Genomic DNA, 21,516 nt, shown 5'->3' with positions numbered 1-21,516 from the left:
CCCGCCTAATAACATCAATTCCTCTAGCTAGCCGAGGTTACGCTTTGCATTCTAATATTTCCTTTCCTGAACTTTTCCTGACGTCAATGGCCGAGATTCTTCCAACAGAATTAAACATGGAAGATTTCATTGCCGCATGCCAAAGACCTCTACGTAAAAGTGTTCGCGTCAATACGTTGAAAATCTCTGTTGAGAAGTTTGTGGAGCGCGCTCAAACGAAAGGTTGGGCATTAGAACCAGTACCTTGGTGCAACACTGGTTTTTGGATTGATGCGGATGAAAGCGAAGTGCCTTTAGGCAATACCGCAGAGCATATGGCAGGGTTGTTCTATATCCAAGAAGCTAGCTCTATGATGCCTGTGTCGGCGTTATTTACTGAAAAAGATGCTCCATACCTGTCTGTGTTGGATACGGCAGCGGCACCGGGATCAAAAACTACCCAAATTGCCGCACTAATGAAAAATGACGGCATTTTGGTTGCCAACGAATTTTCGGCTAGCCGAGTAAAAGTTCTGCACGCGAACATCGAACGTTGTGGTATTCGCAATACCGCCCTAACCAATTTTGATGGTCGAGTATTCGGTGGCTGGCTACCTGAGCAATTTGATGCCGTACTTCTTGATGCTCCATGTTCAGGAGAAGGCACCATTCGCAAAGATCCAGATTCACTCAAGAACTGGAGCAAAGAATCCATTCAGAGTATTGCAGATACACAAAAAGAGTTGATTGAAAGCGCCTTTCAGGCACTAAAAGTTGGCGGAGTACTTGTCTATTCAACCTGTACCCTAAGTCGCGAAGAAAACCAAGATGTGTGCTGGCATCTTAAAAACATATTCGGCGATGCGGTCAGTTTCGAATCCTTAGAATCACTCTTTCCTGAAGCAAATAAAGCCTTAACAGAGGAAGGTTTCCTCCATATTTTCCCGCAAGTTTATGACTGTGAAGGCTTCTTTGTTGCTCGTATTCGTAAAAATGCTAGCGTTGACACTCCAGCGGTGAAAAAACGCTTGGGTAAATTCCCATTTGAAAAAGCAAACGCAAAAACCTTTAGCGATGTTAATCAAGAGCTACAAAAATGCTTGGGCATTTCATTGCCAGAACACAGTTCAATTTGGTTGCGTGACAATGATGTTTGGTTGTTCCCAGATGCTTTAGAGCCAATGCTGGGTGAACTGCGATTCTCACGTATGGGGATCAAAATCGCTGAAACACATAAGAAAGGCTATCGCTGGCAGCACCAAGTAGCAACGACGTTGGCAACCGGATATGAAGATAACTGTGTAGAACTCTCGATTGAAGATGCGAGAGAATGGTATATGGGACGAGATGTCCGTCCACAAGGACAAAGCGGTCAAGGTGAAGTCATCGTACGTTACGGTAACGATGTGATTGGATTAGGGAAATGGGTTGGCAATAGAGTGAAAAATGGTCTGCCGAGAGAACTGGTTAGAGATAAAAACCTATTCTAAAAAGCAAACTCCTCTTTTGTAAAAGCAAACTACTATTAAAAAAACAAACTATCGTATGAAATTCTAATTCACACTCGCCAATTGAGGAGCCTGTACTACACTTAACGGTAAGTAGAGATTAGCGCAGGCTCTTCGGAGCCATTCCCCTAGGCCCAAAAATGCAAAGCGTTTCGGGCCTTTTTTTGGTCTAGAGGAAACGGAGGATATAAAAAGCTATTGGCTTCAGGGAGACCGATTTAAGCTAATCGAATACCGTCTTTTTCGATCACAATCTTGCCTTGTTTGTACAAGGTACCGATGGACTTTTTGAACGTACCTTTACTGGTACGAAATGCAGCAAAAATCTCTTCTGGGGACGACTTATCACTTAATGGTAAAGAACCACCCTTTTTAGCCAAAGTCTCCAAAATCTTCTCGCTCAGATCATCCATTTTCTCTACACCAATCTTTTGTAAAGAAAGATCAATTTTGCCATCCGGACGAATGTTTTTAATAAAGCCTTTTAGTTTTTTACCAATGAAGAGTTTTCCAAACACGTCTGATGGGAAAATCATACCCCAGTGTTGACCATTAACAATCGCTTTAAAGCCTAAATCAGAACGCTCAGCGATGATCAGATCAACTTGCTGGTTTTTGGTGTAATTAGCTGGAGTTTTATCTAGCCATTTATTGAATTTGGTTGTACCTACGATACGACCAGACGCTTTATCTGTGTAGACATAAACCAGAACACTTTGACCTGGCTTAAAGCGTGTACGCTGCTCACTGAATGGCAGCAGTAGATCTTTATTCTTAATACCCCAACTTGCGAATGCACCAGTGCTGTTGACACTTTCAATCGTCATTACGCCCCATTCGCCCACTTCTGCTACTGGTTTTTCAGTGGTAGCCGCGAGTTGGTTATCGGAATCGAAATACAAAAATACGTCAACATAGTGGCCAAGTTCGACGCCTTCAGGTGCCATACGTTTAGGCAACAGTGTTGTGCCATATTCACCTGCATCCAAAAACACGCCAAACTCTGCGATTTTTACCACTTCTAGACTGTTATTCTTGCCAACGTTAATCATTAATTACTGTCTCACCTCAAATTTGCAGAGATTATACGTTATCTCTGTTATGCTTTCGCCTGTTCATCAGAGAAAATTTTGTTATTTTTCGAAGATATTGTAGGAGTTATTGTTGATCACGGTAGACAAGCAAGACGCGGTTACACTCAAAATCACCACAGAGATGTCAGAGAGCAAAAAGCTAGACTTGGATTTGTATCTCTTTATTCCCGGAGAGCTGGGACTAACCTCAGATGTGATGACTGAGTCCGAATTTTTCTATAGCGCCATACATCAAAAGCGCGCTTACTACAGTGATAAAATACTTCTTCCTCTCGTCCACAGTCGACTCGCCCAACGTGGCAGACTATCCGCAACTCAATACCGCGTAAGTTTAAGTTTGTTTGCTTATCAATATGTTATTGCTTTAGACAAAGCTGTAAACCAACTCAATCTATCTAGTGACAGCGTCACTGAGGATGAAGTTGATACCGTGATTGAACTCTCACTAGATATTCTAAAGCGTTTGCGTAGAAGTATACCCTACGAGGAAGGCTTAAAACGTTATTACGCCAATATCGACAACTATCTTTCTTGGTATACCGAACAAAAATTCTTATCTATGGTTTCTAAACTTACTCGTGACAAAGAGTACAAAACCATAAAAGAGCGTTTGATTACCCTAGTTGAACGAGAGCAAGCACACCGTGCCTTAAACAGCTATAACTCAGTCAAAGCAGACCAAGACATCACTCGTCTAAGCAACAAAATGCGGTTATTGCGCCGTTTGATTGAGCATCCGATTATTCTTACCGAGAAAGTCACTTCGCTTGGCAAGAACATGAGGCGTGCAGTAAAAGGCATGGCAACGGGTTTAGTGATGGTGTTTGTTACCATCACTGCTATTCTTGCGCGTGATTACTGGGGTGAAATCACAGCATCATTCATTATCGCTATGTCTTTTGTCTACGCTCTACGTGAGATCTTTAAAGACGATTTGAAAGACATGATGTGGCGCTGGATTCGCAAAGGTAAACCCAAATGGCGTCGACGCTATTTCGACCCAACAACAGGCAAACAAGTTGGGCAGAAAATAGAATGGCTGGACTATAAACCCCTGACTGCACTGGCAGATAGAATCCAAATGATACGAAAGAAACGCGTAGTGCAACGAGAAGAGCAAATTCTCCATTACCGCTCAGAAACAGAAATGACAACGTCACGTTTCATGAGCGGCTATGAAGAGACTCGCGACGTAATGCTTATCGATCTTCGTGCCCTTACCCGCTTGATGGATAAAGGTTCAAACCGAATCTACCAACTAAACAATGGTCAGGTAAGTCGTGAGTCTGTTGAGAAACGCCACTTAATCAACGTCATCATTAAAGAGGATGGGCATCAACAAGCTCCACGTTACTACCGTTGGAAAGTGGTTCTCAACCGTAGCAGAATTGTCGATATAGAGAAGACGGAAATAGATGTCCCAAGCTCTAATTAACCAAGCTCTAAATAAATAGCTGGTTAAGTTCGTTTATCGATGAGCTTAAGGGAGAGTGTTAATAAAAATTCCGCCATTGGCTCGTCTCCATGCAGCGACGGGCATGTGGCGACGATTTTAACGTCTTTATTGATTCGCTCACCTGTTGCGATAGTCTCATCTAGCATAGCATCTATCAAATCACCATCATCGCAATGAAAGTGGACATCTGCTTCTGGACGTTTAAAAAAATCCCCTTTTACTGCTTTAAATGCCAATGAAACTTTTTCACCTCGCTTTCCAGCTTTATCCATTGCCATAAAACCACCAGCAACGTCAGCTCCCACTGCAAGAACGCCAAAATACATACTGTTTAGGTGATTTTTGTTACGTCTGTTCAACGGAATACGAATTTCGATCGATTTATCGCTAAGAGACAAAATTTGAGGACGGCATGCCCAGATCAAAGGAACTTTAAAAAAACCAAATGACTTGAGATACCAATTTGCTTTAGTAAGTGGAGAGAGCATGATACTGACCTTAAGGGTACTTAGATTTATTTTTGTTAGGTCAGTTAAAGGCAAGCCTAGTTAAGTGTCAACATTTCATTAACAATAACTAAGAGATCAGTGAACCACTTACCAATCTCTTAGTTACCAGCCGAATTGTGCTATTTGAAAATTACAAACGATTCGACTTAAAAGTTAAAAACTGACTCTGGTTGAATAGTTTCTGAAAGATGCTCCTGCAACTTCGGATAACTTTCCAAGCCATGGGTAACAACCACAACTGGCTTTTTAGCTAAGTTTGCTGCGCTAACAGCAAAATTCGCTAACTGAGATACAGCTTCACTTTCAGGGTTATATAAGTAGCTAAGAGATTCATTATGTTTATCAACACCCAAAGTCATTTGAGTCAGTTCATCCCAATCGATAACAACACCATCAAAATATTGAAGCAGCTTATCGGCAACCAGCGCTGCAGAAGGAACACTACACACATACAGCACTTTCAAACCATTTAAACCGCGAGGTAAACCTTGCTCTGCCAGTCTGTCGATAATCGTTGCAGCATCACTCAATGCTCTTACGAACGGTACGACAATCTCAACCTTGTGCCCTTTCTCTTGTAATGCTTTAATCACTTTGCATTCTAAAGCAAATGCTGGTGAATATTTGCTGGAAGCGAATCGTGAAACACCACGAACCCCCATTGCAGGGTTTACTTCGTCTTCTTCTATGCTTCCACCAATTAATGCTTTGAAGGCGTAGCTGTCGGATGAACTCAAACAAATACGAATTGAGGTATGCTTGTCACTAATAGACTTTGCAATTTGATCCACAAGAACAGAGACAAAATGTTGTTCAATCGTTTGGTCATTCAGCAGCGATTTCAATGAGTTTTGTTCTAACTCAGGAAGCAAATCCACTCCACCTGCGGTTAATGCAGGATGATAAAAAACACTTTCTGCAATCAATTCAGACAGCGATACAAATAAAGCATGGCTGCTTTGCTGTGAGTCTGTACTTGGTAGGGTATTTCCCAAAGCCAGTTCTTGTTGGATGATTTCTGATTGTTCAAAACTCATTACTGCTCCAATTATCGTTTTGTTGTTTGCTCGAAAATACCGAGTCAACGAGAGAAAAACAAGCTTATATTCAATAGTTATGATGAGAAAATGAATATAATTTCACTTTATGTTTTTTATGAGCGTCAAATGCTCGCAACTGTTTATTCTGACAGCCAAATTCGCTATCTTAAGCGCTTCGCAATAAAAGGACAGGCTATTCTCCATGCCAACCAAAACAGATGAATTAAGAACCCAAGCGTTGGGACCAATGCCAACTCCGGCAGAACTTAGTCAAGCACATCCAATTACGGAAGAAGTTGCACAGCGTATCGCTCACTCTCGTAGACAAATTGAACAAATTCTTACGGGAGAAGACGATCGCCTTTTGGTTATCGTTGGCCCTTGCTCTGTGCATGATCCAGATGCTGCTTTGGACTACGGTCAACGTCTCAGTGCAATTCAAGATCAATATAGCAATGATTTGTTCATTGTTATGAGAACTTACTTTGAAAAACCACGCACAGTTATTGGTTGGAAAGGTTTAATTACCGATCCAAATCTGGATGGTTCATATGCATTGGAGACAGGTTTAAATAAAGCTCGTAAGCTTTTATTAGACATTAATAAACTTGGCCTCGCTACCGCTACTGAGTTTCTAGACATGATCACTGGTCAATACATCTCCGATTTGATTACTTGGGGGGCCATTGGCGCACGTACGACAGAATCCCAAATTCATCGTGAGATGGCTTCGGCATTGTCGTGCCCTGTCGGTTTTAAGAATGGAACAAATGGTAATGTGAAGATAGCCATAGATGCTATTCGCGCATCTCATGCGTCACACTACTTCTATTCACCAGACAAAAATGGACGTATGACGGTTTACCGCACCGCTGGTAACCCGTTTGGTCATGTGATTCTACGTGGTGGCGAATCCGGTCCAAACTTTGATGCAGCGTCTATTGATAACGCGTGTCAACAACTAGCTCAATTTAATTTGCCGGAACGTCTTGTGGTTGATTTTAGCCACGCGAACTGTGAAAAACAGCATCGTAAACAATTAGACGTAGCTCAAAACATTTGTGAGCAAATTGAGTCCGGTAGTCATAAAATAGCGGGTATTATGGCTGAAAGTTTTATCGAAGAAGGAAACCAGTCTATGGTGGATCTTGATAATCTTACTTATGGCCAATCTATCACTGACCCTTGTCTAGGTTGGGAAGATACCAAGACAATGCTTGCGATGCTGGCTAAGTCGATAAAATTACGCCGCTCTAATCAACAATAAGGAAACTTAACATGCCTTCTTTTGATATCGTTTCTGAAGTCGATACTGTAGAAGTACGTAACTCAGTAGAAAACTCTGTTCGTGATCTAGCGACTCGTTTTGACTTTCGTAACGTTGAAGCCAGTTTTGAACTAAAGAATGAAACAGTAAAACTTACTGCTCCGGACGATTTTCAAATCACTCAGATGATGGACATTCTGCGTAACAACCTCGCTAAACGCGGTGTTGACCCTCGCTCTATGGAGTCAAAAAAATCAGTACCATCGGGTAAAACCTGGTCGAAAGAAGTGGTTTTCAGACAAGGTATTGAGATCGATTTAGCGAAAAAAGTTGTTAAGATGATTAAAGATGAGAAGTTGAAAGTTCAAGCTTCAATTCAAGGCGACAAAGTACGCGTAACAGGTAAAAAGCGTGATGATTTGCAAGCAGTGATCGCCTTCCTACGAGGTTCAGATTTGGAACAACCGTTCCAATACAATAACTTCCGCGACTAGTCCTTCGTTTTACAAAGCAAGAAGATACAAAAAACCAGTCATCGGACTGGTTTTTTATTTACTGGTTAAGAGTTGATATCAAAGCCCAAGATCTTCAGACAGTGTTTTGATTTGCTCCAAGTCCATCTGATGGATTCTCAACATCTGGTCTATTTGGCTAATACGCGAGTTTGCTGCATCTTGTTTATCGCAAGAGTCAGAGGTGGCGTCCCATGACTTACCTTCAAGATAAACATCGCATTCTTTCTTCAACGTTGTTAGTTTAGGAATAAGTTCATCGCGTTCTTTTTGCAGAGCTTCAACCTCTTGCTTAATCTTCAGTTCTTGTTGAAATAACTCACGTGAACGTTCAAGCATGGTTGTTTGCATATCTGACTGACGATTAAGCTTATCGTTTTGCTGACTTGCTTGCTCTAACTGAGATTTTTGTTCAGCCACTTGAGCTTCTAAAGACATGTTCACTTTTTCAAGTTCAGTTAGCTGTGATTCAATATCCGAAATCGCTTGTTGATGTTTCTGCTGCTGCTCTTCCAAAGCTGCTGCTAGCTGTTTGTCAAACTCTTCTTTGGCATTAGTTTTGTTCTGTTCAACCACTGCGGCTTGTTCAGTTTTAGCATCTTGGCTCTTCTGGAACTGAGACTCTAAAACGTGATAAGTTTTTTCCCACTTTGAAGCCGTCAATGAAGAACCAATCAGCCCACCAAGCGCTAAACCCAATACCGCAGCAACCGCTATATAAATAACACCGTTTTTATCACGCTGTTCGATGACAACAACATCATCATTATCATCTAAATCTGTTTGATTCATTCTCAACTCCTAGTTCAAACATCAGCGGATCAATTCGGCAATAACAACCGTGACAACATAGATAACAAACGCAGAAACCAACGTGGTTACAATCCATTTTTGAAATTTCGCGTTAGTACCATAACGGATCAACAGAAAAGCCAGTATCACCAATACAGCGATAGCGATTAACCTGTTCATGGATTCCTCCCTTTCATGTTGACTAGCTTATATCACTTATTATTGCCTAAAAGGTCATGGGAAAGTATATAAATCCGTAACTTGAACCACAATGTTACATTAATTTGATCTAGCGCGTGACATCACATTTTGATTTCGCTAATATCCCCAACGCAAATTATCCATTCATATGGATAATTGTTCCGATGAAGACTGCAGGAGAGAGGTTATTAATCTAATAATAAATTGTTAGATTAGTGTTACCCGCCGAAGAAGTAAATCTTTCAGGTGCTTTATTCCACATTTGGAATGAGCGAGGACTGTAGTTGGAGGAACCTCTGGAGAGAACCGTTAAATCGGTCGCCGAAGGAGCAAGTCTTGCGTATAGCAGGGTGAAACTCTCAGGCAAAAGGACAGAGGAGTGAAAGGCTTTTTGTATCTGTAGTGTCTATGCGCCACAGATCTATATACTATTTTACATCCTTTCTCTCTTCTCCTTATTTGTTGTTTTTAAGGGGAATTCATGACAAACGTTCAATCATTATTACAATCCATCGACAATTTTATTTGGGGCCCACCGCTTCTTATATTACTTGTGGGTACAGGTATCTATTTCACATTTCGTCTTGGTTTACTTCAGTTTCGCCATCTTCCTACTGCGTTGAGATTGGTCTTTTCAAAAGACAAACACTCAAACAAAGAAGGTGACGTATCTAGCTTTGCTGCTTTGTGTACTGCTCTGTCAGCGACAATAGGCACAGGTAATATTGTGGGTGTTGCAACAGCCATCAAAGTTGGGGGGCCTGGCGCTCTGTTTTGGATGTGGCTAGCAGCGGTATTTGGAATGGCGACTAAATACGCGGAATGTCTACTTGCGGTCAAATACCGTAAAACGGACTCAAACGGTCAGATGGTCGGCGGACCAATGTACTACTTGCAAGACGGTGTTGGTTCAAAAGTTCTTGCGACTCTCTTTGCTGTTTTTGCTGTGGGCGTAGCGTGTTTTGGTATCGGTACTTTCCCGCAAGTCAATGCGATTTTGGATGCAACCCAGATTTCATTTGGTATATCACGTGAAGTGACTGCAGTTGTACTTACATTGCTTGTAGCATTCGTGACGATCGGTGGTATTCAGTCTATTGCTAGAGTGGCGGGTAAAGTGGTGCCGACAATGGCGGTATTCTACATCTTAGCTTGTTTAAGCGTTATCATCACCAATTCAGATCAACTGCTCAACGCGCTAGAGTTAGTTCTAGTTTCAGCGTTCACTTCTACAGCAGCGACTGGTGGCTTCTTAGGTGCAAGCATTTTGTTGGCAATCCAGTCAGGTATCGCTCGTGGTGTGTTTTCAAATGAATCAGGCCTTGGCAGTGCTCCAATGGCAGCCGCGGCAGCAAAAACAGATTCCTGTGTACGCCAAGGTTTGATATCAATGACAGGAACATTCTTCGATACCATCATCATCTGTACGATGACAGGTCTAGCATTGATACTTACAGGAGCATGGCAATCAGATCTTGCTGGTGCCGCGATGACAACCCACGCTTTTGCTGTTGGTTTGAATGCTGACACCTTAGGACCAATGCTGGTTTCAATTGGCCTAATGTTCTTCGCATTCACTACTATTCTAGGCTGGAACTACTATGGTGAACGTTGTGTGGTATTCCTGTTAGGAACCAAAGCCGTATTACCATATAAAATTATCTTTATCGCTCTTGTGGCATCAGGTGCATTCCTTCATTTGGATATGATCTGGATTCTTGCAGATATCGTGAATGGACTAATGGCAATTCCAAACCTCATCGGCTTGATTGCACTGCGACATGTGGTGATTGAAGAGACTAAACGCTACTTCGAAGCACACATGCGATACACTAAAGCCGTTGCATAGCAGCCATTTAATTTACGAAAAAATAGCGCCCGATGGCGCTATTTTTCATTTTCATTGAGTACTTTATCTATTTTTGATTAAACCGTTTCTTTCTCTAACAACAACTTAATACCTAAAGTAACCAGTACAATACCAGTTGTTCCTTCCATCCAACGCATAAATGAAGCATTTTTAAGTAGGTTTTTCGCTGAGCTCAACGCAGCCGCCAGTCCGCACTGCCAAATCATCGCAATCACAAAATGAATTGCTGCCATAAATAAAGACTGAAGCAATGGTGAATGCTCAGGATTGATAAACTGTGGCAAAAACGCTAAATAAAACACTGCCGTTTTAGGATTAAGAACATTAGATAAAAAACCTTCACGTAATGAACGTTTTAGGTTTAATGCTGAATGTGTTTCTACAGCCACATTCAGCCCTTGACCAGAAGCCATTAACGCTCTCAAGCTCGACAAACCGAGCCAAATTAAATAGGCCGCACCAATCATTTTTACAAAATGAAACAGCTCCGCTGACTGAGCTAAAATCGCTGAAATACCAATTGCAGAAAAGGTAGCGTGGACAAAAAGTCCCGTACAAATTCCCAAGCTAGTAGTACAACCATCGACTAATCCCGCTCGTGAAGTGTTGCGGATAACCAACGCGGTATCCAAACCCGGAGTAAGAGTCAAGATGGTAATTGCAATAAGAAAAGCTTCGAAATTTTGGATGTACATTATCAATCCTTGATGAATTATGAGATCTTCGTTATACAACAAAGATCTCATACTGTCTCTATGACTTTTAAGCTAAAGATTAATTAGTTGGCGAGCTGTGCCAATCGTTTAGCAGCAGCGCGATGTCGTTCTAGCAATTGCACCATATCTACCCCAACCACTTCGCCATCTAGTACTCGCCATTGTCCTGCGATCATCACTTTATCAGCTTGTTGAGCACCGCATAGCAACAACGCGGCCAAAGGATCATGACTGCCTGAGAAACGAATGTCGTCAAGCTTAAACATGGCGATATCTGCTTGCAAACCAACGTCTAACTCACCTATATCCCTTCGGCCCATAGCAGCGGCAGAACCTTTCGTCGCCCAACGTAATGCATCGAAATGTGTGACTTTTGCTGAACCGTACTGAAGACGCTGTAAGTACATCGCCATACGGACTTCGGCAATCATATTCGAACCATCGTTGGAAGCAGAACCATCAACCCCCAGCCCCACTTTGACCCCTGCAGATTCTAACTCTAGGTTTTTACACATTCCGGAGGCCAACATCATGTTTGAAGTCGGGCAATGAGATATACCCACCCCCGCTTTGCCAAGTCGGAGAATTTCTTCTGAATTGAAATGTATGCCGTGTGCTAGCCAAGTCCTATCATTTAACCAACCCACATCTTCCAAGTAGTCAACTGGTCTTATACCAAAACGTTGAATACAAAAATTTTCTTCATCTATGGTTTCACACAGATGTGTATGCGTCATAACCCCTTCGCGTTTTGCAATATGCGCAGTTTCTTTCATCAAATCTTTCGTTACCGAGAAAGGTGAGCACGGTGCTAACGCAATTTGAGTCATCGCCCCATCATCGGTTTGATGATAGTCACGTATTAATCGTTCACTGTCATCAATGATGGTTTGCTCTTGCTGTATGGTATGCCTTGGAGGAAGGCCACCTTCATCCTCACCTAAACTCATCGAGCCACGAGTGAAGATAGTTCGAACCCCAAGCTTTTGTGCAGTCTGAACCTGAATATCAATGGCGTGTTCAAGTCCAGCAGGCAGTAAGTAATGGTGATCAGACGCTGTTGTGCAGCCTGAACGCATCAATTCTACCAGCGCCAATTCAGTTGCAACGCTGTGCATCTCATCATCCAAATTTGCCCAAACCGGATAAAGGCTTTTCAACCAATGAAACAGTTCTTTGTTTAAAGCGCCAGGATACGCACGGGTAAGTGTTTGATAGAAATGATGATGGGCATTGATTAAGCCGGGAGTGACAACATGATGTGAAGCATCAATAGAGTAATCACAATAAATTAAAGGTGAACTGTTTAACGCAACCAGCTCAACAATTTTGTTTCCGCGAATTACCACGCCACCACGAGCATCGTTGGTATTCCCTGTATAAATCGCGAGAGGATTCTTAATCCAGATAGTTTGCATTCATAAATATCCTTAGCCGTTTCAACCATTTCAGGGGAATCGGACTTAATTTGTTGTCATTAGTACTCATCACACTTCTCTAAGACAACGGTTTTGTCGTTGATAAAACACCATGAGCATGGCGACATTACTTTCACTCTCGATGACGAATGAAATCATCAGGCAAGCCTTCAGACAAAAATACAATAACGAATAAAGCGAAATTAAGGCAACAAACTTACTATTTTTTGTTCGATAAATTATTCGTACGACCAATCATCCATAAGAAAAAACGCGACAACAACAGTTTGTAGCGATAAAGTAACGCCCTATTTCTGCTTTAAACTAAGTCACCCTTTATTATGCAATCCAATCCTTTACTGACGATCCCTGTGGGCGTCCGTTTTATGTTTCTTTCTGCACTAGGCTTCTCCTTAATGACAGCCTGTGTAAAAGCGGTACACGAATATGGCATTCCTGTATTTGAAATTGTCGCTGTAAGGGCTTTGGTTTCTTTTGTCATTAGTTATGCAGACGTGAAACGCAAGGGTATATCTGTTTGGGGCAACAACAGACCATTACTGTTACTTAGAGGTGCAATAGGTACTTTCTCACTAATATGCGTGTACTACTCGGTAACATCGTTACCATTAGCTGAAGCAACTATTCTTCAATACACACACCCTATTTTCACTGCACTTTTGGCTGTCTTTTTCCTTAAAGAACGCATTCAACCTCCGACGTTGATCTGTATTGTGCTTTGTATACTGGGTTTGTACTGTATATTGCTTCCAGAGTTAGATGGTTCAAGCAAGGTGAGCCTACCAACGTTAAGCGTTATAGTCGCACTGCTCGGTGCATTTGGCAGCTCAATTGCTTATGTCATCGTACGTAAGTTAAGCCAAACAGAAGACAGTTCCGTCATCATTCTCTATTTCCCAATGATAGCGACTCCGATATCAATTCTTTTGGTATGGAATGATTTCATTTGGCCAGACATGAAGTTGACCTTCATGCTAATCATGATCGGTGTCTTCACCCAAATTGGGCAATATGGCTTAACGAAAGCAATGAAGACCCAAGAGGCGGGTAAAGCCTCTGCTTTCTCTTACGTACAGATCGTATTTTCCATTGTTATTGGGCTAGTGTATTTCGATGAAATCCCAGCAATGTGGACATATATTGGCGGGGCTCTCATAGTGATAGGAGCATTAATCAACGTCTTTGGTCAGCGGATTGGGCGCCGTAAAACGGGTTAGTAACTTGTATGATACACTGCAATAAACGTCATCATGGATATAGGAACACTTTCTAATGAGTGCATTTAACACGTTAGTTCAACACTTTAAAACCATATCGCATTTCAGCCACTTATCTGCAATCTGTGGTTGGGACCAAGCTTCGATGATGCCAAACGGTGGCGCTCAGGCACGCTCTGAAGCGATGGCAGAGTTATCTGTACATATTCATAACCTTATGACTAAACCGCAACTTGAAGAGTGGTTTATTAATGCCTCATCCGAAACACTCAATAGTGAACAGCTATCAACGCTAAGAGAAATGAAGCGCCAATGGCAGCAAGCCAATGTTCTGCCAGAAAGTTTAGTCCAAGCGAAGTCTCTGGCGGGTTCCAAATGTGAACATGCTTGGAGAAGCCAGCGTAAAACGAACGACTGGACTGGTTTTGAAAAGAACTGGGCAGAAGTTGTTAAACTGTCTCAAGAAGAAGCGGCAATTCGATCAGCTGCAACAGGGCTAACACCTTATGATGCAATGTTAGACATCTACGAACCCGGAACAACCACACAATCTTTAGATTTGGTTTTCAATGATGTGAAAAGCTGGCTTCCTGCATTGATAGATGCAGCTATAGAAAAACAAAGATCCGAACAAATTGTTTTGCCAGATGGTCATTATGCGACAGAGAAACAAAAAGCGCTTGGTTTAGACGTAATGAAGTTACTTCAGTTCGATTTCAACCATGGAAGACTCGATGAAAGCGTTCATCCATTCTGTGGAGGCGTTCCAAGCGACGTTCGCATTACTACTCGCTACAGCGAAGAAGAATTCGTTCAATCGCTGATGGGTATAGTGCATGAAACAGGTCATGCTCGTTATGAACAGGGATTACCGAAATCACTAGCTGGAAATCCTGTTGGTGAAGCACGTTCCATGGGTATTCATGAATCTCAATCTCTGTTCTTTGAAATGCAAATTGGTCGCAACGAAAACTTTATTCAACACTTAGCGGGTTTAGCCTCAACCCATTTTAAAGACAGTGATAGAAAAGTACTTGAAGTTGAGAACATGAAAAAGCTCTACACTCGAGTAAAAAGAGATTTTATCCGTGTCGACGCTGATGAACTTACTTATCCTAGCCATGTCATTTTGCGTTACGAAATAGAACGTGACTTGATGAACGGCAAGATAAAGCACACCGATGTACCAGAACTCTGGGATGCAAAAATGCAGTCTTACATTGGATTAAGTACAAAAGACAATTACAAGAATGGCTGTATGCAAGACATCCACTGGACAGATGGGAGCTTTGGGTACTTCCCTAGCTACACGTTAGGCGCCATGTATGCAGCTCAATTTATGGCAGCAATGAAGAAAACTGTGGATGTGGATGCAGTCATTCGCTCGGGAGACTTATCACCTATCTTCGCTTGGCTTTCAGAAAACATCTGGAGTAAAGGCAGCTTGTTTACTACCAATGATCTGGTAAAGCATGCAACGGGTGAAACTCTCAATCCTGCACATTTCAAACAGCACCTTATCAACCGATATCTATAAAATCTATGAATTAGGTGTCCAGCAGGACACCTAACCTAGATATTACAACAAAGAATATTCGTACTTCTTTAACGAAAGATTCATTAATAATGGTAAAACCAACGGTCATGATAACCTTGAGTTAGATGACTCTTAGAGACTTGCAGCAAATGCAGGGACGGATTATACACTTGCCGACAACTGGTTCTTAAACGCTTCAGTTTGGTATATCGATATTGATACACAGGCAAGCTATACATTTGGCGGAACCAAATACACTATTGATGTAGAAGTTGACTCTTGGGTATTTATGGTTGGCGGTGGTTATAAGTTCTAAACGCTTAAAAGTCTGTTTAAAAACTAGTTATAGATAAAAAAATCCAGCCTATTTCGGCTGGATTTTATATCTCGGTGCTATAGAACTTATAAAAAGTGGAAGGTTGCACTTAGTGAGAATGAATCAACTTCATCGTTGTCGATGGTGTAATTGTTGTAACTTGCACCTACAGTAAATGGACCCATAACTGAATACTCAGCACCAATACCGTACATGATATCTACGCCATCATCTGTTTTAGAACCATCAACTTCTGATTTCCAAGATTGCAAGCCACCCTTTGCATAAATATGTAAAGGACCAACATCAATGCTTGGTTTTAATGCAAGATAAAGTGAGCTCAGAGAGGTATCACTGCCTGCGCCAAGGTCAAAATCACCATGTTTGGTATAACCAGCTTCTACACCAATAATAGGTAAAATACCGGTACCTACATGCACGTTGTAAGACGCGCTTGATTCACCTTTGTAGTTTGACTGACCAACAGTTGCACCACCGTAAATCCATGAATCAGCAAACGCAGTTGTTGATGCTCCGATAAGAGCAACTGCTAATAGAGTTTTTTTCATAATAAACCTTCTCTGATAAAGCGAGACAACTTGCCAAACTCGGCTATCCGTTGCCACATAACGTCAAATTATAGTGATTTCGTTCAACTAAGCAAATATTATACCGAGCAAGCATCGATTGCGTTCTTCACTCGTTTATCCGAGACAGGATAAGGCGTCCCGAGTTGTTGAGCAAAGAAACTGACGCGGAGTTCCTCTATCATCCAGCGAACCTCTTTGATGTTCTCAGGCAACGCCATTCCTTTCGGAATTTTGTTTAACAGCTCTTTATAATCATCGCGGATAGATTCTACTTTCAACATGTGTAGACGATCTTTATTAGGATCGACTGGCAGTTTTTCTAAGCGACGTTCGATTGCCTTCATATATCGCAAAATATCTGGCAGTCGTCTCCAACCACATTCGGTCGCAAAGCCCTTAAAAATGAGACCTTCGATTTGAGCTTTGACATCTGACAATGCAAACGCCATCGTAAAATCGACTTTACCTTTCAATCGCTTATTGATGTTGAATGCCATAGTTAGAATCGCTTCAACTTGCTTTGCAATATCAACAACCGTGTCACCCAGCTCAGCCCTGACAAACTCTTTAAGAGACTCAAATTCTTCTGGCGTCCACGCTAAACCACCACGTTCTTCGAGTAACTTATCAATGCCACAGGCAATGCAGTCATCAATCAAATCCATTACTTTGCCGAACGGATTAAAATACAATCCCAATTTAGACTTGTTCGGCAAGTTGGTATGTAGATATTTAATTGGCGACGGAACATTAAGTAATATTAAACGGCGTTGACCTTCACGCATCGCGCTTTGTTGCTCTTGTTCAGTCTCGAACAGTTTTATTTCAACACTGTCTTTCTTATCTACCAATGCTGGGTAGGCTTTAACGTCAAATCCGCCTCGTTTCTGCTGATAGACTTTTGGTAGTTCACCAAACGACCAAGTGTGTAAACCTGATTGTTCAATGTCATCATCCGCAACTTGAGAAAGAGTCTCTTGCACTTTCTCTTTCAGACTCTCTTTGAGTTCGTAGAGGTCTTTGTTCTCTTGCAATTTGCGGTTGCGGTGGTCAACGGCTCTAAACGTTACTTTAAGATGATCCGCTACTTGCGATAAGTTCCAATCATCGCGTAACACCCCAACCCCCGTCATACGGCGCAGTTCTTTCTCTAAAGCATCGAGCAACGGAAGTTCCATTGCCGTCACGCGAGCTAAAAACGCATCCGCATAATTTGGGGCTGGTACAAAATTCTTACGTACCGTTTTTGGTAATGACTTAATCAGGCTAACGATGAGTTCATGACGCAAACCCGGTATTTGCCACTCAAAACCCTGAGGTTCAATTTGGTTAAGGATAGGCAATGGAATATGAACCGTGACACCGTCACTGTCCTCACCCGGTTCAAACTGATAGCTGAGCTTGAGTTTTAGTCCATTCTGGTACCAGAAGTTCGGATAATCTAAATCTGTTATATGGCTAGCATCGCCTTTAAACAGCATCTCTTTTTCAAAGTTCAGTAGCTCTGGTGTTTTCTTACTTGTAGCTTTCCACCAGGTATCAAAATGACGACCAGAAACCACTTCTGTACCAACACGTTGATCGTAGAATTGGAACAAGTCTTCATCGTCAACCAAGATGTCACGACGACGCGACTTATGCTCTAACTCTTCCACTTCCTGCAATAGCGAACGGTTAAGTTTGAAGAAGTTATGTTTGGTTTCCCATTCACCTTCGACAAGAGCGCTACGGATAAAGATCTCTCGGCTTAACACCGGATCAATATTGCCATAATTCACTAAACGGTTAGGCACAATAGCAATACCGTAAATCATCACTTTCTCATACGCCATGACAGCTGCACGTTTCTTCGACCAGTGCGGCTCACTGTAGCTGCGTTTGATGAGGTGTTTCGCCAATGGTTCAATCCATTCTGGCTGGATTTTCGCGACGATACGCGCCCAAAGTTTTGAGGTTTCAACCAACTCAGCAGACATCACCCACTTAGGTTGTTTCTTAAATAGACCAGATGCTGGAAAAATGTTGAAACGAGCGTTACGAGCACCTTGATACTCGTTTTTCTCTGGGTCTTTCATACCAATATGAGACAGTAAGCCAACTAGAATCGAAGTATGAACAGCGTCATAGCTACCCGGTTCATCGTTTAGCTTGTACTCCATTTCTCGCATTGATTGATGCAATTGGAAATAAACGTCCTGCCATTCACGAATACGTAAATAGTTCAGATAGTCTTGTTTGCATTGACGACGGAACTGATTGCCCGTTAATGCCTTCTGCTGTTGCTTAATGTATTCCCACAAATTCACAAACGTAAGGAAGTCAGACTCTTCATGGTGGAAACGGCGATGTTTATCATCAGAAGATTGCTGCTTATCGCTTGGTCTTTCACGTGGGTCTTGAATCGATAGTGCAGAGGCGATGATCATCACCTCTTTCAAACAACCCATACGAGGCGCTTCTAAAACCATACGAGCTAAACGTGGGTCAATTGGCAGTCGAGCCAGTTTACGCCCCACTTCCGTGAGTTGTTTGTCACTGTTTTTCGAGTCTTCTTTGATTGCACCTAACTCTTCAAGCAGGCGCACACCATCTTGAATATTGCGCTTATCTGGCGCTTCTACGAATGGGAAAGCTTCGATGTCTCCCAACCCAAGAGCCGTCATTTGCAAAATAACTGATGCTAAGTTGGTGCGTAGGATTTCAGGGTCAGTAAACTCCGGACGCGAGTTAAAATCTTCCTCGGAATACAAACGGATACAGATACCCTCTTCCACACGACCACAGCGACCTTTACGCTGGTTCGCACTTGCCTGAGAAATAGGCTCAATTGGAAGACGCTGAACTTTGGTGCGATAACTATATCGACTGATACGCGCTGTACCTGGGTCAATCACATACTTGATACCCGGAACTGTCAGTGACGTCTCTGCTACGTTGGTTGCAAGTACAATTCGGCGACCTGCGTGTGGTTGGAAGATTTTGTTTTGTTCACCCGCCGATAAACGAGCGTACAAAGGCACAATTTCAGTATCACGAAGATTACGTTTAGACAGTGCATCTGCGGTATCGCGGATTTCACGCTCACCATTCATGAATATGAGTATGTCACCCAGCCCTTCATCGCAAAGCTCATCAACAGCTTCAAAAATACCTTCTAGCTGATCACGATCACTGTCCTCGTCACTCGCCAATGGACGATAACGCGTATCAACCGGATATGTTCGTCCAGAAACCTCAATGATTGGCGCACCACTAAAGTGGTTTGAGAAACGCTCAGGGTCGATGGTTGCTGAAGTAATAATGACTTTTAGATCTGGACGACGTGGCAACAATTGTTTCAAATAGCCAAGGATAAAATCGATGTTTAAACTGCGTTCGTGCGCTTCATCGATGATGATGGTGTCATACTGATTAAGAAAACGATCATGCTGGATTTCAGCCAGTAAGATACCGTCCGTCATCAATTTAATTTGAGTCTGATCGGAAATTTGGTCGTTGAACCGGACTTTATAACCAACGAAGTTACCCAGTTCCGTTTCCATCTCTTCTGCAATACGGGTAGCAACCGAACGAGCCGCAAGTCGACGTGGTTGGGTATGCCCAATCAGACCGTACTTACCTCGACCCAATTCTGCACAAATCTTCGGTAGCTGAGTGGTTTTACCTGAGCCCGTTTCACCCGCCACGATAACCACTTGGTTTTCTTTGATGGCTTTTGCGATATCGTCACGCTTTTGACTTACAGGCAAAAGCTCTGGATATTCGATAGTGACTTTCTGATTGATTCGTTGCTGCACAACCATCATTGATTGCGCGATATCTAATGCGATTTCATCAAATACTGCATTACGAGCAACATCTTTATTAATTTTACTTGCGCCCGAAATACGTTTACTTAAACGAAAACGATCTTTCAGCAAACATTGCTTTAGTGCTTTCTTCAGAGATTCCGCACTGTTCGCCTTTGCTGAGGACTTTGATTCTGTATTTGGCTGTGACTGAGTCAAAGCGTTTACCTATTCTTTTATTTAACAAAACTGGACCGATTGTACCACAGAGTGCGCTAAGGATTAGCAATTCCTCTTATTCAATTTTTTTGAATGAGTCATGCAAATATTCCAGCTTTTTATGTGTTCCGCCTCTCATTATTATGTAAGCATCAATCTGATATCTTCAGCAAAGGAAAAACTATGTCTCAAGTACTTGCACTTAAATCCAGCATCCTTGGTGATTACTCTCAATCAAGTAAACTGATTGATGCTTACCTAACCAAATTTGATCAAAACAAACTCGTTGTTCGTGATCTGGCTGCTTCTCCACTTCCAGTACTTGATCTATCGGTTGCTACAGCTCTTCGCGCTACAGACGATCTAACTGCAGAACAAAAAGAAGTTGTTGCGCTTTCAGACGCGCTAATCGCAGAAGTTAAAACGGCAGATACTATTGTTATCGCAGCACCTATGTACAACTTCACCATCCCTACTCAGCTTAAAAACTGGTTTGATTTGATTGCTCGTGCGGGCGTGACATTCAAATACACAGAAGCGGGCGTACAAGGTCTTATTGAAGGCAAGAAAGCTGTGGTTATCACAACTCGTGGTGGTATCCACAAAGACTCAGCAACAGATATCGTAACGCCTTACCTAAAAACGATTCTAGGTTTTGTTGGTATCACAAACGTTGAGTTTGTGTACGCAGAAGCCCTAAACATGGGCGAAGAACCAGCGGCTAAAGGGATTGAATCAGCACAATCTCAACTAGAAGCTATCGCACTGTAATCTCCAATAGTTGTAAAAGCTACTACATAGCCAGTAGTCCATAATTCAGTGCACTACAAAGCAGTCCTTTTAGGGCTGCTTTTTTATTGGTGTTATGGAAATTGGACAAATTTGGTGGCACACACCACATTTATTTAGAGAATTAAGATAAGAATACTTAGTTTTCATAACGTTTGGCCGTTAATATACGCAGACTAAAATACCAATAAGACCCGATTTTGAAAGCATCAGAACTTAAAGCTCTACTAGACGCTCTTCCACAAGGTTTCGACCCAGACGTAGTTATGGGTGAAGACTGGTTGCCAGAACGCCTGATCAATACCCATCTTGATAGCGATTTTTTGTTTCTAGAATTTGATAATGCGCCAGAAGAAGATCAGGGGGACGAAGAAGGTCGTGGTTTTGTCGAGCATGAAATCGAGATGATTCGCAGCCAAATCGAAACTCTGCTTAGTGAAGAAAACAAAGGCATCAAAACTAAAGCTGAAACCTTACTCACTTTGCTGATCATGGCACACGAGCGCACCAGTTCTGAATTTATTGAGTTAATAGAGCCGTTTGCTGAAGATGAACAGTTTTAGCTCTCACTGTTGTTATAGATGCCGAGCCATAAAGCGATAAAAATTTTACTGAACTGTTTGTTGTGATATTGGTCTCTATATTGAGGTCTATAGACCTAACAATCAGAATATAAG

The 21,516-nt window shown here is 42.1% G+C and carries 18 protein-coding genes, 1 pseudogene and 1 riboswitch; of the genes and pseudogenes, 10 read left to right on the top strand and 9 right to left on the bottom strand.

What is annotated here, in order from left to right; all coding sequences use genetic code 11:
* Window positions 1-44: 44 nt before the first annotated feature.
* The gene (rsmF, locus tag G5S32_RS06925) at window positions 45-1,469 is read left to right on the top strand and encodes a 16S rRNA (cytosine(1407)-C(5))-methyltransferase RsmF (RefSeq protein WP_165311324.1); all 1,425 of its coding nucleotides are present in this window, start codon (window positions 45-47) and stop codon (window positions 1,467-1,469) included.
* A gap of 236 nt (window positions 1,470-1,705) precedes the next feature.
* Here rsmF and G5S32_RS06920 read toward each other — a convergent pair whose 3' ends face one another.
* Window positions 1,706-2,539, bottom strand: a complete 834-nt coding sequence (locus tag G5S32_RS06920) for a CvfB family protein (protein WP_165311323.1) — start codon at window positions 2,537-2,539, stop codon at window positions 1,706-1,708.
* A 112-nt stretch (window positions 2,540-2,651) separates the two neighbouring features.
* On the opposite strand from G5S32_RS06920, the gene G5S32_RS06915 reads away from it, so the two are divergent.
* Complete coding sequence (locus G5S32_RS06915; RefSeq protein WP_165311322.1) at window positions 2,652-4,016, top strand: hypothetical protein; 1,365 nt, start codon at window positions 2,652-2,654, stop codon at window positions 4,014-4,016.
* A gap of 23 nt (window positions 4,017-4,039) precedes the next feature.
* Here the strand turns inward: G5S32_RS06915 and G5S32_RS06910 are convergent, their stop codons facing one another.
* Window positions 4,040-4,525, bottom strand: coding sequence for a PaaI family thioesterase (locus G5S32_RS06910; protein WP_165311321.1), 486 nt, complete (start codon window positions 4,523-4,525; stop codon window positions 4,040-4,042).
* A gap of 167 nt (window positions 4,526-4,692) precedes the next feature.
* Window positions 4,693-5,583 (bottom strand): putative PEP-binding protein, encoded by an 891-nt coding sequence (locus G5S32_RS06905; RefSeq protein WP_165311320.1) that lies wholly within the window; start codon window positions 5,581-5,583, stop codon window positions 4,693-4,695.
* Window positions 5,584-5,788: 205 nt separating this feature from the next.
* Here G5S32_RS06905 and G5S32_RS06900 point away from each other — a divergent pair, with 205 nt between their 5' ends.
* Window positions 5,789-6,853: a 3-deoxy-7-phosphoheptulonate synthase gene (locus G5S32_RS06900; RefSeq protein ID WP_165311319.1), complete on the top strand. Its 1,065-nt coding sequence runs from the start codon at window positions 5,789-5,791 to the stop codon at window positions 6,851-6,853.
* A gap of 11 nt (window positions 6,854-6,864) precedes the next feature.
* Window positions 6,865-7,347 (top strand): YajQ family cyclic di-GMP-binding protein, encoded by a 483-nt coding sequence (locus G5S32_RS06895; protein WP_165311318.1) that lies wholly within the window; start codon window positions 6,865-6,867, stop codon window positions 7,345-7,347.
* Window positions 7,348-7,425: 78 nt separating this feature from the next.
* Here the strand turns inward: G5S32_RS06895 and G5S32_RS06890 are convergent, their stop codons facing one another.
* Window positions 7,426-8,157, bottom strand: a complete 732-nt coding sequence (locus tag G5S32_RS06890; protein WP_165311317.1) for a chromosome partitioning protein ParA — start codon at window positions 8,155-8,157, stop codon at window positions 7,426-7,428.
* Between the two features lie 21 nt (window positions 8,158-8,178).
* A complete protein-coding gene (locus G5S32_RS06885; RefSeq protein ID WP_165311316.1) occupies window positions 8,179-8,337 on the bottom strand; it encodes a hypothetical protein in 159 nt (52 codons plus the stop codon).
* A 307-nt stretch (window positions 8,338-8,644) separates the two neighbouring features.
* A riboswitch (glycine riboswitch) is annotated at window positions 8,645-8,743 on the top strand.
* Between the two features lie 96 nt (window positions 8,744-8,839).
* Here G5S32_RS06885 and G5S32_RS06880 point away from each other — a divergent pair.
* Window positions 8,840-10,207 carry an alanine/glycine:cation symporter family protein gene (locus tag G5S32_RS06880; RefSeq protein WP_165311315.1) on the top strand — a complete coding sequence of 456 codons (1,368 nt, stop codon included), beginning with the start codon at window positions 8,840-8,842 and terminating at the stop codon, window positions 10,205-10,207.
* A 77-nt stretch (window positions 10,208-10,284) separates the two neighbouring features.
* Here G5S32_RS06880 and G5S32_RS06875 read toward each other — a convergent pair whose 3' ends face one another.
* Both G5S32_RS06875 and G5S32_RS06870 read right to left on the bottom strand, forming a co-directional pair.
* Complete coding sequence (locus tag G5S32_RS06875; RefSeq protein WP_165311314.1) at window positions 10,285-10,923, bottom strand: LysE family translocator; 639 nt, start codon at window positions 10,921-10,923, stop codon at window positions 10,285-10,287.
* 83 nt (window positions 10,924-11,006) lie between these two features.
* Window positions 11,007-12,362 carry an 8-oxoguanine deaminase gene (locus tag G5S32_RS06870; RefSeq protein WP_165311313.1) on the bottom strand — a complete coding sequence of 452 codons (1,356 nt, stop codon included), beginning with the start codon at window positions 12,360-12,362 and terminating at the stop codon, window positions 11,007-11,009.
* 341 nt (window positions 12,363-12,703) lie between these two features.
* On the opposite strand from G5S32_RS06870, the gene G5S32_RS06865 reads away from it, so the two are divergent.
* The 3 genes and pseudogenes from G5S32_RS06865 to G5S32_RS21490 all read left to right on the top strand — a co-directional run.
* Window positions 12,704-13,600, top strand: coding sequence for a DMT family transporter (locus tag G5S32_RS06865; RefSeq protein ID WP_165311312.1), 897 nt, complete (start codon window positions 12,704-12,706; stop codon window positions 13,598-13,600).
* A 55-nt stretch (window positions 13,601-13,655) separates the two neighbouring features.
* Window positions 13,656-15,137, top strand: coding sequence for a carboxypeptidase M32 (locus G5S32_RS06860; protein ID WP_165311311.1), 1,482 nt, complete (start codon window positions 13,656-13,658; stop codon window positions 15,135-15,137).
* A gap of 199 nt (window positions 15,138-15,336) precedes the next feature.
* A pseudogene (locus G5S32_RS21490) lies at window positions 15,337-15,453 on the top strand (OmpW family outer membrane protein); the annotation flags it as partial.
* A gap of 86 nt (window positions 15,454-15,539) precedes the next feature.
* Here the strand turns inward: G5S32_RS21490 and G5S32_RS06850 are convergent.
* Both G5S32_RS06850 and hrpA read right to left on the bottom strand, forming a co-directional pair.
* Window positions 15,540-16,022 (bottom strand): porin family protein, encoded by a 483-nt coding sequence (locus tag G5S32_RS06850; protein WP_165311310.1) that lies wholly within the window; start codon window positions 16,020-16,022, stop codon window positions 15,540-15,542.
* A gap of 98 nt (window positions 16,023-16,120) precedes the next feature.
* Entirely contained in the window at window positions 16,121-20,050 is a 3,930-nt protein-coding gene (hrpA, locus tag G5S32_RS06845; protein WP_165311309.1) for an ATP-dependent RNA helicase HrpA, read from the bottom strand.
* A gap of 183 nt (window positions 20,051-20,233) precedes the next feature.
* Between hrpA and G5S32_RS06840 the strand changes: the two genes are divergently transcribed.
* Both G5S32_RS06840 and G5S32_RS06835 read left to right on the top strand, forming a co-directional pair.
* Window positions 20,234-20,821, top strand: coding sequence for an FMN-dependent NADH-azoreductase (locus G5S32_RS06840; protein WP_165311308.1), 588 nt, complete (start codon window positions 20,234-20,236; stop codon window positions 20,819-20,821).
* 218 nt (window positions 20,822-21,039) lie between these two features.
* Entirely contained in the window at window positions 21,040-21,402 is a 363-nt protein-coding gene (locus tag G5S32_RS06835) for a VC1380 family protein (protein ID WP_165311307.1), read from the top strand.
* Window positions 21,403-21,516 lie beyond the last annotated feature (114 nt).

This window comes from Vibrio ziniensis, assembly GCF_011064285.1.
Classification (GTDB): Bacteria; Pseudomonadota; Gammaproteobacteria; order Enterobacterales; family Vibrionaceae; genus Vibrio; species Vibrio ziniensis.
Note: the sequence above shows the minus strand (reverse complement) of the source record. Positions and strands in the feature narration are given on the sequence as shown.